At 71.6% G+C, this 13,764-nt stretch carries 12 protein-coding genes; 11 read left to right on the forward strand and 1 reads right to left on the reverse strand.

The features are described 5' to 3' along the window. Positions 1–25 precede the first annotated feature (25 nt). Positions 26–670, forward strand: coding sequence for a hypothetical protein (locus ACIGFK_RS10965; protein ID WP_400051286.1), 645 nt, complete (start codon positions 26–28; stop codon positions 668–670). Positions 671–826: 156 nt separating this feature from the next. Next, positions 827–1,390 (forward strand): hypothetical protein, encoded by a 564-nt coding sequence (locus tag ACIGFK_RS10970; protein ID WP_400051288.1) that lies wholly within the window; start codon positions 827–829, stop codon positions 1,388–1,390. Between the two features lie 6 nt (positions 1,391–1,396). Here ACIGFK_RS10970 and ACIGFK_RS10975 read toward each other — a convergent pair whose 3' ends face one another. Next, positions 1,397–1,891 (reverse strand): ATP-binding protein, encoded by a 495-nt coding sequence (locus tag ACIGFK_RS10975; RefSeq protein WP_400051290.1) that lies wholly within the window; start codon positions 1,889–1,891, stop codon positions 1,397–1,399. A 239-nt stretch (positions 1,892–2,130) separates the two neighbouring features. Here ACIGFK_RS10975 and ACIGFK_RS10980 point away from each other — a divergent pair, with 239 nt between their 5' ends. From ACIGFK_RS10980 to ACIGFK_RS11020, 9 genes are all read left to right on the forward strand, one after another. Then, positions 2,131–2,982: a helix-turn-helix domain-containing protein gene (locus ACIGFK_RS10980; RefSeq protein ID WP_400051291.1), complete on the forward strand. Its 852-nt coding sequence runs from the start codon at positions 2,131–2,133 to the stop codon at positions 2,980–2,982. Between the two features lie 9 nt (positions 2,983–2,991). Further along, positions 2,992–3,189 (forward strand): hypothetical protein, encoded by a 198-nt coding sequence (locus tag ACIGFK_RS10985; RefSeq protein WP_400051293.1) that lies wholly within the window; start codon positions 2,992–2,994, stop codon positions 3,187–3,189. Between the two features lie 256 nt (positions 3,190–3,445). Further along, on the forward strand, positions 3,446–3,631 hold the full coding sequence (locus ACIGFK_RS10990; RefSeq protein WP_376656322.1) for a plantaricin C family lantibiotic: 186 nt from the start codon (positions 3,446–3,448) through the stop codon (positions 3,629–3,631). Between the two features lie 69 nt (positions 3,632–3,700). Beyond that, positions 3,701–6,736, forward strand: a complete 3,036-nt coding sequence (locus tag ACIGFK_RS10995; protein WP_400051295.1) for a type 2 lanthipeptide synthetase LanM family protein — start codon at positions 3,701–3,703, stop codon at positions 6,734–6,736. 67 nt (positions 6,737–6,803) lie between these two features. Then, positions 6,804–7,004 carry a class II lanthipeptide, LchA2/BrtA2 family gene (locus tag ACIGFK_RS11000; RefSeq protein ID WP_376656320.1) on the forward strand — a complete coding sequence of 67 codons (201 nt, stop codon included), beginning with the start codon at positions 6,804–6,806 and terminating at the stop codon, positions 7,002–7,004. Positions 7,005–7,114: 110 nt separating this feature from the next. Further along, on the forward strand, positions 7,115–9,904 hold the full coding sequence (gene lanM, locus ACIGFK_RS11005; protein WP_400051297.1) for a type 2 lanthipeptide synthetase LanM: 2,790 nt from the start codon (positions 7,115–7,117) through the stop codon (positions 9,902–9,904). Then, a complete protein-coding gene (locus ACIGFK_RS11010; protein WP_376656318.1) occupies positions 9,904–12,066 on the forward strand; it encodes a peptidase domain-containing ABC transporter in 2,163 nt (720 codons plus the stop codon). The genes lanM and ACIGFK_RS11010 overlap by 1 nt, the downstream gene beginning before the upstream one ends. Before the next feature lie 39 nt (positions 12,067–12,105). After that, complete coding sequence (locus ACIGFK_RS11015) at positions 12,106–12,840, forward strand: ABC transporter ATP-binding protein (RefSeq protein ID WP_376656317.1); 735 nt, start codon at positions 12,106–12,108, stop codon at positions 12,838–12,840. Further along, the gene (locus tag ACIGFK_RS11020) at positions 12,837–13,700 is read left to right on the forward strand and encodes an ABC transporter permease (RefSeq protein WP_400051299.1); all 864 of its coding nucleotides are present in this window, start codon (positions 12,837–12,839) and stop codon (positions 13,698–13,700) included. Before ACIGFK_RS11015 ends, ACIGFK_RS11020 begins: the two co-directional genes overlap by 4 nt. The last annotated feature ends 64 nt before the right edge of the window (positions 13,701–13,764 follow it).

A 13,764-nucleotide genomic window follows, 5' to 3' on the forward strand; every position in this document is an offset into this window, starting at 1 on the left:
GAGCGACGCACCGGGATCGATGTCCATGCTGATGCGCGCAGCGAAGGAGTGCGGCTCGTGGTTCTGGGACCTGGACGACGTGGCCGAGCCCGGTCTGGAGTCCGCGCTCCGGACCGCGGCACGCATGGGCGCCGTGCTCCGGAAGCACGGCCTCCTGGAGCCGGCCTCGCTCGAGTGGCACTGGTTCCAGATCGGCAGGGGCGGCCTCGGCATCCACAGCCGTCTGGACCTCGGCAGGCGTTCACTCGATGATCCGGCCCTGCCCGGTGACCTCCGCGCGTGCCGGCCGGGCGGCCATCCGCAGGCGGAGATGGGCGGAATCCTCGTGCTGGGATACGGCACCTGGTTCGACGCGAGCGGAACAGGCCACAAGGAGTACCGCCTGGTGGAACTCATGCTGTCGCCCGACGAGATCGGGCCTTCGGCGGAACTGTCCGTGTACCACGACGTATGGGGTCAGTGCGATTTCCGGGGCAGTCCGCACCCGGCCATCCATGCCAACAACGCGCCCCGGCTGGCATCGGCCCTGCGGGAGCTCGACCAGTTGCTCGGGGTCGAGGCGGAGCCCGGCGAGCCGACGTACTACGGCCGCGCCGAGGGCTACGGCCTCCAGGCTCCCGACCTCATCGACGGGCGTGGGCCCGACCTCACCGATTCCGTATTCGGCTAGGCGTTGGCGCGCTCGCCGAGACCGCGGCCCACCCCCCAAAGGCGGACAACAGCGGGCTCCGCAGTACGTTTTGCTCTTCAGCGAGCAGAACGCGCGGACGAGCCACTCGGCCGCCATTCCCTTCTCTGCCTCCGATCAGCCCCTGAGAGACCTCCCATGACCACTCCATCCGCACCGCAGCCCAACCCGTACGGCCAGCCCAACCCGTACGCCCAGCCGAACCCGTACGGCCAGCCGAATCCCTACGCCCAGCCGAACCCGTCGTACGGTGCCCCGTCCGGGACGCAGGCACCCGCCCACCCCGGGGCTCCCGCATGGCAGCCCACCGGCCCGTTCTGCCGCAGCTGCGGTGCGCAGCCCGCCGCCGAGGTGACCGTCCGCGCCCACATGGGGCTGCTGATCGTGATGCGCTTCTTCAAGGTCGACGGACCGTTCTGCAAGTCCTGCGGTACCTCCGTCGTCCGCGACATGACGACCAACACGCTCGGGATGGGCTGGTGGTCCCCGTTCTCCCTGGTGTTCTTCAGCCCGTTCACGCTGATCTGGAACCTCGTCGTCAGCCGTAAGCTCGCCGCTCTGCCGGCGCCGGGCCCGGCCATGCCCGGCGCTTCCCCTCGCCCTGAGGGGAAGCCGGTCCTCCACCGCCCGATGGCGTACCTCGCGATCGCACCGCTGATATGGGTGGGATGGGTCATCACCAACATCATCACCCACGCGTAGGCCGGGTCAGGCGCGCAGGTAGCCGGCCGCCCCGCGCCGGGGCAGGTTCGCCCAGGTCCGGGTCCCGCCGCCCGGTTCCCGGGACTCTCCGAAGCCCCACGCGCCGCCGCACTCCCGGACCACCGCGCCCATGACCCGCAGGGCGGCCCGGCGGCGGGCCTCGCAGTGGGCGGCGAGGCGGGGGTGGGCGTGGGGTGCGTGGCCGTCGTAGACGGTGAGGCGGAGCGCGTCGTCCCGGTAGCGGACGGACAGGTACAGGGCGCGGCCCGGGTCCAGGCGCCAGCCCGCCGCGACCAGTTCCCCGGTCACCTGCTCGGCGGCGGGCGCGAGCGGGTCGAGGTCGTAGGCGTGGAGGACCGAGCGGACGGCGGCCCGGGCGATCTGGCCGCTGAGCGGCTCCCCGGGGATGGTGAGGCTGCACGTGAGCGTGTCGAGCACGGGCTCGCCTGCGGCGGGCGCGGGCGCGGAGGAGGGGCAGGCGGTGAAGGGGTGGGTGGACATCGCGGACTCCCTGAGGTCTGAGTTGACTACGGCGAGTTCGACGCGCACGGGTGGCTGACGCGGGGTGGGGAGCGTGGCTCGTCGCCGAGGCCGAGGCATGCTGCGGCGGTGCACTTCAACTCCCCTGCGTGAGCGGTGCGTGACCAACGGTAGCGGGCTGGTTGGTCAATTGGCCATTTACATCGGGTATTTGGTCCAACACGTGACTCGGGGGTCCTCGGGCGCGGCAGACTGCACCCATGCCTCCGAGGACATCACCGACAGAGCGGCGGAAGCGGCTGGGCGCGGAGCTGCGCAAGATGAGGCTCGCGGCCGACGTATCCGCCGAGTCGGCAGCCGGACTGCTCGGCGTCGACCGGTCGAAGGTCTCAGCCATCGAACAGGGCGTACGGACCATCAGCGAGGAGCGGTTGCGCGCACTCGCATGTCACTGCGACTGCGCCGACGAGCCGTACATCAGTGCCCTGATCGAGATGGCACAGCCCCGGCCGCGCGGCTGGTGGGAGCGATACAGGGGCGTACTGTCCGCCGCTCTGCTCGACATCGCCGAACTGGAGGCACACTCGACCCGCATCCGGTACGCGCAGTCGGTGCACATCCCCGGGATGCTCCAGACCAGTGACCACGCTCTGGCGGTCTTTCGCTTCGTCATTCCGGCGCTCCCGGAACAGCAGGTAGCCGTACGACTGGCCCACCGATTGGAGAGGCAGCGACTCCTGGATGGCGCCTCGCCACCCGCCTACGCGGGGGTGATTCACGAGGCAGCCCTGCGCATGCAGTTCGGCGGCAGGCAAGTCACCCGCGCGCAGCTCGACTATCTGATTCACATGTCGGAACGGGACAACGTCACCCTGCTGGTCCTGCCGTTCGCGGCGGGCGGGTTCCCAGGAGCGGGGCAGACGATCAACTACATGGAGGGGACTGTCCCGCGGCTCGACACCGTCCAGGTCGACAGCACACACGGGCCGGAATTCGTTCACGCCGAGGCGCAGCTCTCAAAGTACCGTGCACATCTGGACTGGATGGAGCAACTCAGCCTGTCCCCCACCAAGTCACGGGACTTCATCCACCACCTGGCGCGCGAACTCTGAGGGGATCCAATGACCGACATCACCTGGGAAGACGCATTCTGCGGCGAAGGGTCGAGCTGCTACAGAATCGGCGTGGACGACACCGGCAACAGCTACATCGCCATCGCTGGCCGCGAAGACACCTACCTCACCGACACCACCGACGCCCTCCGCCAGCTGATCCGGGACATCAAGGCCGGCAAGGCCGACCACCTCCTGGCCGACTAGGCCGCGCCGCCCACCCTCCCCGGCCCCCTTCCAACAGCGCATCGCCGCCGCTGGAAGGGGGCTTCGCCATGCCCGCTCCCCCGTCCACCCCCTCCCCTCCCCGTCCCCAGGACAGGTCCCGGGGACGGGGTCAGAACCCGTCCCCGGGCGGGGGTGCGCGGAGCCGCCGGTGCCTAGCGTTCAGGGGGTCAAGATCAGTACGGATCGGCAGCAGGGCGCGAGCCACACCGGTCCAGGCATGAAAGGTGTGAGCCCCATGGCGAACCCGAACGTCGGAATCCTCGAAGAGATCGACGACCAGAACCTCGACGCCGTCAGCGCCGCCGGCCAGGGCTGGGGCACGCTCATGTCCTCCCTGACCTGCTACGGCGCCAGCTACGTCCTGGGCAACAACGGCAACTTCTGCACTGCCACCGCCGAGTGCCAGAGCAACTGCAAGTAGCCGAACGGAATGGCGCCGGGACTCCCCTCCCGGCGTCACCCCCCTCTCCTCGCCCTGGACGCAGCATTCATGAAGAATCACGACGCTTCACCCGGTACGACGCCCGACGCGGTCTCCGACGCGCTGCGGACGTACCTCCCGGAGCTGACCTCTCCCGAGCTCATGGAGCAGGTCGCCGAGCGGCTTCGCGCCGCCCATGACGCGGACGACGCCCAGGGCGCGAAGCGGCGGCCCGGCCGCCCCGCCGACTACGACCCGGCCCTCGACTCCGCCGGCCTGTTCCACGACTACTTCGCACACTTCGTGCGGCCGTGGGCGGACCTGGTCCGCGAGGCCGCCGCGTCCTCCCCGGTGCTGGCCGCCGCGAACACCGTCGCCGACGACTTCGCCGTCAACCAGACGGGCCTCGCCTCCCGGCTGATGATCCGGACCCTGGTGGAGGAGCTGCACCGGCGCCGCTCGGACGGCCTGCTCGAGGGGGACACCCCGCAGGAGCGGTACGCCTCGTTCCGCCGCTGGACCAACAGCGACGCCGGCCACGAAGCGCTGCTCGCCGCCTACCCGCACCTCTTCCACCTGGTCGACACCCGGGTGGAGGCCTCCGCCCGGTACGTCATCGGCCTGATCGGCGAAGCGGCCGCGCACCACGACCGGCTGGGCGCGCTCCTGCCGGGCGGCGGCCCCGCCCCCCGGATCAAGCGGTTCTCCCTCGGCGAGGGCGACACCCACAACGGCGGCAAGTCCGTCGCGCAGGTGGTCTTCAGCGACGACAGCCGCGTGCTCTACAAGCCGCACCCCATCGACGCCGAAGCGGGCTACGGCTCCTTCGTCTCCTGGATGAACGAGCGGCTCGGCACCGACCTGCCCACCGTCTCCGTCGTCCCCACCGCCCACGGCGGGTTCGTCGAGTTCATCCCCACGCAGGAGTACGCCGGCGAGCAGAAGGACTACTTCGCCCGGATCGGGACCGTCGCGGGCATCCTGTTCCTGCTCAAGGCCACCGACATCCACTTCGAGAACATGGTGTCGTGCGCCGCCGGGCCCGTCGTCATCGACACCGAGACCCTGCTGTCGCCCAGGCTGCGCGCCCCCGAGTCGTACGACGACGGCGCCGCCTCCACCCTGGGGGCGCTCACGCTCCGCGAGTCGATCATCGGCTCCGGTCTGCTGCCGCTCGTCGTCCGGGCCGGCGACGACGACCGCGGCATGGACATCGGCGCCATCGGCTACGACACGGGCCAGCGCGCCCCGTACAAGTCGCTCAGCCTGCAGAACGCCGGCCGCGACGACATGTTCATCGGCATGGTGACGACGGAGACGACCACCGCCAACGCCAACCTCCCCGTGCAGCGCGCCACCCAGCTCGCGGTGACCGCCCAGCGGGACGCCGTCAAGGCCGAGTTCCGCCGCGTGCTGGAGTACGCGGCGGCGCACCGGGACGACGTCATGGGCGCGGTCGAGGAGTTCCTCGGCGACGTCGAGTTCCGGCACGTCAACCAGGCCACGATCTTCTACACGCAGCTGCTGCGGATGGCGACCCACCCGAGCGCGATGGCCGACCCGCTGGTCCGGGCCGCCGTGCTGAACCGTGTCGTCCTGCGCACCAACGACTCCCCCGCGGTCTCCGACGAGGAGGTCCGGCAGATGGCCGAGGGGGACGTGCCGTACTTCTCGTACTCGGCGCGCGACACCGCCCTCCACGCCCACGGCCGGGTCGTACGGGCGGACGCGCTCGCCGAACCGCCGCTGGAGACCGTACGCGCCCGGATCCAGGGCCTCGACGAGGACGTCATCGCCCGCGAACTCCGCCTGATCGACTACTCCTTCGTCAACAAGCTGCCCACCGAACAGGAGAAGACCGGCTTCGCACCGGTCCGCCCCGCCGGCCGGCCCGCCGTGCGCACCGACCGCGGCCGGCTCGTCCGGGAGGCCGAGCGCATCGGCGACCGGCTGCTCGCGACGCTCGTCCGCAGCACCGACCGCCGCCACCCCGCCACGTGGATCGCACCCCAGGTCACCACCGACTCGCAGAGCCAGTGGAGCCCCGGCACCCTCGGCTACGACCTGTACGGCGGCAGCCCCGGCCCCGCCCTGGTCCTGGCCGGCCTGGCCCGCGAGACCGGCCGGCGCGACTTCGCCGACGGCGCGCGGCGCGTCCTCGACCCGGTCGAGGAGCAGCTGCGCGGCGGCCTCCTCGCCGAGCAGGGCGTCTCCGTCGGCGGCATGACCGGCATGGCCGGCACCGCGTACGCCGTCGCCGTGGCCCGCGAGCTGCTGGACGAGCCCGACGGCGCACGCACCGTCGAGCTGGCCGGGGAACTCGCCCGGTGCTCGGGCTCCGAGGTCGGCACCGACTACCTCAGCGGGATGGCGGGCGCCCTGACCGTCTGCCTGGCGCTCCTCGACCGTACGACGGGCCCCGCGGAGCGCGCGGCCGTCGAGGCGGCCGTACGGACCGTCGCCGCCGAGGAGGTGCGGGCGCTCGGCGGCGCCGGCCTGGGCCTCGCGGACCCGTCCGGCGCGCGCGTCACCCCGTACACCGGCTACGCGCACGGCGCGATGGGCATCGGCCCCGTCCTGATCAGGTACGGCACGCAGTGCGCCGACCCGCAGGTGCGGGAGCTGGGCCTGCGGATCGTCGGCGCGGTGCTCGACGCGTACGACGAGGGCGACCGCGACTGGCCGCGCGTCTGGGGCGAGCCGGAGCGCTCGTACGGCTGGTGCCACGGCGCCCCCGGCATGCTGCTGGGCGCCCTCGGCGCGGTGGACCACGCGCCCGGGGCGGTGCCCGGTCCCGTGCTGGCCCGGCTCGCGGAGCTCACCCTGAGCCGCGGCTTCGGCAACAACCCGACGTACTGCCACGGCGACCTCGCCAGCGCGGAGGTCGTGGCCCTGGGCGAGCGCAAGCTCCCCGGTCTGTTCGGCGATGGCGTCGACGACCTCTACCCGCGCCTGTTCGGCGAGGTCGTCGAGCGGTACGAGCAGCGGTCCGACACCAAGTACGCGTACTCCAACAGCCTGATGGTCGGTGAAGCGGGACTGGCCTGGTCCGTCCTCCACCACCTCGACCCGGAGGTCTACCCCTCCCTCCTGCGCTTCTCGTAGCGCAGCCCAGATCGAGGCTCGTCCCGAGCCTTGCCATGAAGAAGCACCACCGAAGAAAGGACCCGTCATGGACAACATCGCCATGAACGACGCCACCGGTTACGCCTCCGCCGACGAGCTCGTCGAGCTCGCGGACGCCCCGGAGTCGCTGGCGGCGGGCTTCACGCCCACCATCATCCCGGCCACCGCCATCACCACCGTGGTCGTCGGCGCCAGCGCCGCGATGCAGGGCGGCTGCCCGACCAGCGGTTGCACCAAGCGCTGCTGAACCGGCCGGACCGGCTGAACCGGCATGGAGCGGGCGCCCCGGAACTGGTACTTCCGGGGCGCCCGCCCCAGCATCCCATCCACCCACCCACCCCGACACGAGAGCAGACCGTGTACCCGAGCGAAGCATCCCTCGACGAGCTGGTGAAGCGCATCACCGAGGAGCGGGCCGATGTCTTCGGCGCCTTCTACACCCCGTACCTCAGGGACTGCGCGCAGCACATCGCCACGCTCTCGGACCATCCGACCTTCGACGATGCCGTCGACCTCACGCCCGTCGCCGAATCGGTGCTCCGCTCGCTGATGGGCGTCTGCGCCGAGACCGGCGTGCGCACCCTCATCGCCTCCTTCCACGCGGAAGGCGGTACGTACGAGGCCTTCCACTCCCGCGTCGCCGACGAGCGGGGCCACCAGGAGATCACCGCCCGCTTCCCCGAGCTGGACCGGCTGCTGCGCCTGGTCACCGACCGCGCCGCCCGGACCCTGCGGGAGGTCCTGGACGCCGCCGTCGCGGACCGGCCCGAGCTCGACGCGCTGCTGGGCGCGCGGGGGCGGATCACCGCCCTCACCCCCGGCCTCGGCGACTCCCACCGCGGTGGCCGGACCGTCTGCCTGGTGACCTGGGAGGACGGCACCCGTACCGTCTACAAGCCGCAGCAGGACAACTGCCAGCAGCTCCTGTCCACCCTGCGCACCATGCTCGACCCGGACGGGGAGTTCTTCGGCCCGCTGCACCCGCGCTCGATCGTCCGGCCGACGCACGTGTGGCAGGAGTTCGTCGAGCAGACCGACTTGGAGGACGCCCGCCGGAGCGCGGCGTACTTCCGCCGCTTCGGCCGGGCCTCGGCCCTGCTCAGCATGATCGGCGCGACCGATCTGCACCACGAGAACATCATCGCCGTGGCCGGGGGGCCCGTGGTCATCGACACCGAAACCCTCGTCTCACTGCCCAACGGCGCACCGCAGCACGGCGCCTCCGCACAGGCTTCGCTCAACCTGGACGTCGAGCACTCCGTCCTCAACACGCTCCTGTTCCCCGCCCGCTACTCGGGCGCGAAGCTGGACGTCGACATCTCGGGCATCGGCTGCATACGGCCGGCGGCCTCCGAGCACCTCCAGTCGTACATGGTCGTGGATGCGGGCACGGACGACATCCGCTTCGACCGCAGTGCCGTCGTCGTGGAGCACGGCTCCAACATGGCCACGGTCGCCGGCGAACCGCTGGACCCCCGGGACTGGGCCGACGAGATCACCACCGGGTACTCCGAAGCCCGCGCCCTGCTGGAGACCCACCGGGACGGCATCGAGGCGGCCGTACGGGATTCCCGCGACTGGGCGGTGCGCCAGGTCGTGCGGCCCACGTACATCTACGCCCGCTTCCTGGAGGCCTCCACCCACCCCGTCCACCTGGGGAGCACCGCGGCACGGGCCGAGCTGCTCGGCAAGCTGCCCCGCCAGTACCGCGGCGCCGCCGCGGAATCGGCGGACGCCCTGCACCGGCAGGAGGTGGCCGCCCTGCTCGATCTCGACGTGCCCTTCTTCACCGTGGACTGCGACTCCGGCCTGCTGCGCGGAGACGACGCGCATGCTGCGCAGGACATGCGCAGCGCCTCGGGGACCACCCCCCGGCAGTCCGCGCTCGCGGCGATCCGTTCCTTCTTCGCCCGTCCGCCGGAGCGCGACCTCTCCTACGTGCGCTACGCGCTGGCGGGCTCCGTGGACGACGTATGGGAGGTCCGCCGCACCTCCCACCGCACGGCCTTCCCCGAGCTGGCCGACGCCGGCTCCCTGCACTCCACCCTCCGCGACCTGGTCGTCGGCACGGATGCGGCGCCGACCTGGCTGCTGCCGCGCCTCCAGGGCGACGGTCTGCGCCTGGGCGGGGTCAACGCCCCGCTGTACGACGGCGGCGGCCTCCTGCTCTACCTCGCCCAGGTGGAGGCGCTGACCGGAACCTCCCCGCTCGGTGTGGACATCGAGGCGGTCTCCCGGTCCGCGATGCACCCGGTGTTCGTGCCGGACCGCACTCCCCTGTCGATGTCCCCGTTCACCGGAGCCCTCTCCGAGCTGGTCACCGACTGGGAGATCCGCCGGCTGCGCACGCCCGAGGCGTCGTTCGCCACCGCGGCACCGCCCCCCGGCGAGGTGCCGCTCGACGTCGACGCCCTCACCGCGGCCGACTTCGACTACCTCAACGGGTACGGCGGGTACCTCGTCCACCTCGCCGCCCACCTGGAGCACGGCGCCCCCGAGCTGACGGGCGTCGCGCCCGAGCGGCTGCTGCGGCGGCTGGTCGAGGTGGACGGCGATCCCGAATCCCACAGCGGCGAAATCGGCCTGTCGCACGGCCGGTTCGGGCGCATCACCGCCATGAGCGCCATGGTGGCAAAGGGCCTCGACGGCGACAGCGGGGCCCGGGAGCACCTGGCGCGGTTCGCCGATGCCTACGCACGCCACCGCTGGCAGGACGAGTGCCTGCGCGACCGGCCGAACGCGGGCGGATGGTGCAAGGGGTACGCGGGGGTGGCCTACGGTGCCGGTGAGCTCTTCGAAGCGCTCGGCGAACCGGCCGCCCGGATCCGCGCCGCCATCGCCCCCGAGGTGGAGCGGGTCGTCACCGCTGACCTGGGGAGCGACATCAGCTTCTGCCACGGCGCCGCCGGCCGCATCGCGGTCCTGTGCACGCTGGCCGACCGCTTCGACTGGCCGGAGCTGCGCGACGAGGCGGCCGGCCTCCACACCGCCTTCCTCGACCGCCACGGCGACGGCGGCTGGCACTGCGGGATCGGGACCGAACCGCACCTCCCCTCCTTCTTCCTCGGCCTGTCCGGCTGGCACTACGCGCGACTGCTGCTGGACCACCCCCGGGCCGCCCTTCCCCTCGTTCTCGGAGGCCGCTGATGGCTGTGCGCACCCGCAGGGCCCGCCGGGTCCGGGAGGTCCAGCAGTTCGCCCAGTCCGAATGCGGGCTGTGCTGCATCGCGATGATCCTGTCCGCGTACGGCTCGCGCGACTCGGTCGCCGCGCTGCGGCGCGAGCACGAGGTGGGCCGCGACGGGCTCACCATCAAGGAGATCGCGACGATCCTGCGCGGCCGCGGCTTCCGGGTCCGGGCCTTCCGGGCCGGCGCGGACCGCCTCGACCAGCTCGCCCTGCCGCTGATCGCGTACTGGGACGACAGTCACGTCGTGGTCGTCGAGGAGATCACCGACCGCCACGTGGTCGTCGTCGACCCGGGCGGCGGCCGCCGGAAGTACGAGGTCGCCGAGTTCGAGCAGCACTACTCGGGGCTCGCGCTCGAAGCCACGCCCACCGAGGACCACCAGCCGGTGCGCCACCGCGAACCGAGCGTGTGGCGGGAGTTCTTCCGCTCGCTGAGCGGGGCGCGGCGGCCGCTGCTCCAGGCGTTCCTGATGTCGCTGGTGCTGTACTCGTTCACGGTGTTCATGCCGATCGCGACCCAGTACGCGGTCAACGACTACGCCGGGTACCTGGAGAAGGCGCCGATCGTGCTGGTCCTCGTCGCCTTCACGGTGCCGATGGCGGTGTTCTTCGTACTGTCCCTGCTCAGAACGGTGTGCCTGGCCGCGGTGATCCGCGGTCTGGGCGAGGCCATGATGGGCAAGACGTTCAAGAAACTGCTCGACCTGCCGTACAAGTACTTCGCGAACCGCTCCCAGGGCGAACTGTTCTACCGGCTGTCCAGCATCGCGTCCGTACGGGACATGATCTCCAGCCAGGTGTCGATCGTGCTCCTCGACCTCGGCAGCGTGATCGCGATCTTCAGCTACATGTTCTACCGCTCGCTCACGCTGGGGGCGGCCGCCTTCGCCGTCTTCCTGGTCATGCTCGTGGTCGCCGTGTCCACCTACCGGCCGATCCGGCGCATCACGGAGCGGGAGATCAGCGAGACCGCCAAGTCCTCGTCCATCCAGATGGAGGCGCTGGGGTCGATCGAGACGCTGAAGGTCTCCGGGATGACGGACACGTTCTTCCGCGACTGGAAGAAGGTCTACTCGGCGGGCATGGAGCAGACCCAGCGGCGGATCGTCCTCCAGGGCGTGGCCGCCGGCGGCTACTCCGTGTTCCAGGTCTTCGGGCCGCTGCTGGTGCTGGCCGTGGGGCTGTGGCTGGTGCTGCACGGGTCGCTCGACCTCGGGTCCGCGGTGGCCGCGCAGACGCTGACGGCCACCAGCCTCGGCATGGTGATGTCCCTGTCCGGCGCCTTCACCCAGCTGATCACGGCGAACGCGCAGGTCGCGCGGGTCGGCGACATCCTCCACCAGCCGGAGTCCAAGGGCGCCTTCGGCGACCGGCCGGCCGTGATGCGGGGCGCGGTCTCGCTCCGTGAGGTGACGTTCGCCTACCCCGGCGTCCAGTCGCCCGCGCTGGACGGCATCTCGTTCGACGTCCGGCCCGGGGAGCGGGTCGCGATCGTCGGCAGTTCTGGCTCCGGGAAGAGCACCCTCGGCAAGCTCCTCATGGGGCTCTATCCGCTCCAGTCGGGCGACGTCGTCTACGACGGCGTGTCCATCGGGGAGATCGACGCCGACACGTTCTACGAGGGAGCCGCGTACGTCCCCCAGGACATCGTGCTCAGCAACCGCAGCATCGCCGAGAACATCCGCTTCGGCGTCCCCGACGCCACCATGGAGGCAGTGGACGCCGCCGCCCGCCAGGCCCATGTGCACGAGGACATCGCGGCGATGCCCCTCGGGTACCACACTCCCGTACGGGAGATGGGCGGCAGCCTCTCCGGCGGCCAGCGCCAGCGCATCGCCCTGGCCCGCGCCCTGGTCCGCCGGCCGAAGGTGCTCGTGCTCGACGAGGCGACGAGCGCGCTGGACACCGTCACCGAATCCCGGATCGCGGCCGCGCTGGACCGTCTCGAATGCACCCGGATCATCATCGCCCACCGGCTCTCCACGATCGTCAACGCGGACCTCGTCGTCGTCCTGGAACAGGGCCGGGTCGTCCAGACGGGACGCCACGACGAACTGATCGCGGAACCCGGCCCCTACCGCGAGCTGATCCGCTCCCAGGTCGACCTGACGGCGGCCTGAACCATGCCCGAACAACCAGACCGAGGAGATGACGACCGGATGGAAGAAGAGGAGAAGCAGGTGATCTCGGTCCGGGGGCTCCGCAAGGAGTTCCGGGGGACGAAGGCCGTCGACGGCGTCTCGTTCGACGTGGCCCGCGGAAGGATCACCGGCTTCCTCGGCCCCAACGGCGCCGGGAAGACCACGACCCTGCGCATGCTGCTCGGGCTGATCCGGCCCACCGGGGGCACCGCGCACTTCTGGGGCCGCCCCTACCGTGAGCTGCCCGCCCCCACCCGCCGGATCGGAGTCGGCCTGGACGGCGGGGCGTTCGTCGCCGGCCGGACCGGCCGCGGCCATCTGAGCTGCTACGCGCAGGCCGCCGGGTGCGACTCCGCGCGCATCGACGAGCTGCTCTCGGACGTGGGCCTGCGCGGGGCGGCCGACCGCCCCGTCGGCGGCTACTCGACCGGCATGAAGCAGCGGCTGTCCCTCGCCACGGCGCTCCTCGGCGACCCGGAGCTGCTGATCCTGGACGAGCCGAGCAACGGCCTCGACCCCGAGGGAATGGTGTGGCTGCGCGAGTTCCTGCGGGAGTTCGCCGCATCGGGCAGGACGGTGCTGCTCTCCAGCCATCTGCTGGGCGAGATGGAGCAGACCGTCGACGACGTCCTGCTCCTGCACCACGGACGGCTGCTGTGCAGCGAGCCGCTGGGCGAACTGCTGCGGACGGACGGCCGCCTCGAGTCGGCCTTCATGCGCCTGACGCGGGCGGGGAACGGAGCAGCGGCATGACCACGGACACGATCACGCGCACGGACACGCACACGCACAAGGGCACGGGCACGGACATGAGCACGGGCACGACGATGGGCACGCACCTGCGGTCCGAACTCCGCAAGCTCACCACCACCAGGCTGTGGTGGATCCTGCTGCTCGCCATGGTCGTGGGCAGCGCGGGCCTCACGGCCCTCGTCGTCTCCGCCGGCCTCGGCGCCCCGATGAGCCCGCTGAGTTTCGGCTCGGCGGCCGAGGCCGTCCCCGCGTACAACCTCGCCGTCGCGCTCGCGTACGTCTTCCCGCTGGCCATCGGCGTCGTCATGGTCACGCAGGAGTACGGCTCCCGGACGATCACGGCCACCCTGCTGTCCGAGCCCCGCCGGATGCGGGTGTTCGGGGCCAAGGTCCTGGTCGGCCTCTGCACGGCGTTCGTCTACGGAGCGGTGTCGGTGGCGGGCAGCGCCCTGGTCGCGGCCGCCCTGCTGTCGGGCCACGGCGAACCGGCGTACCTCACGGACCCCGCGGTGCTCAGCGCCCTCGCGGGCAGCGTGGTCGTGATGACCCTGTGGGGCGCGATCGGCGTGGGCCTGGGTGCGCTGGTGCGCAACCAGGCCGTGGCCATCGTCGGCATCCTGCTGATGACGCAGTTCGTGGAGCCGACGCTGCGGATCCTCGCCTCCGCCATGGGCCATCCGGGCGTGGGCAACTTCCTCCCCGGCGGCGCCGGGGACACCGCGGCCGGCGGCACGATCATGACGGCCGCGGCCGGGGCCGAGGGAGCGGCGCAGCCGCTCGGCTTCCTGGTGCTCGCCCTCTACGCGGTGGCGGTCGCCGCACTCGGCGGCCTGCGGTTCAACCGCTACGAAGTGGCCTGATCCCGCCGGTCCTGCCGACCGCCGAACCCGGAAACACAAGCGCCGGGCCTCCCCTTCGGGGGGA

Source organism: Streptomyces sp. NPDC085524 (assembly GCF_044541755.1).
Lineage (GTDB): Bacteria > Actinomycetota > Actinomycetes > Streptomycetales > Streptomycetaceae > Streptomyces.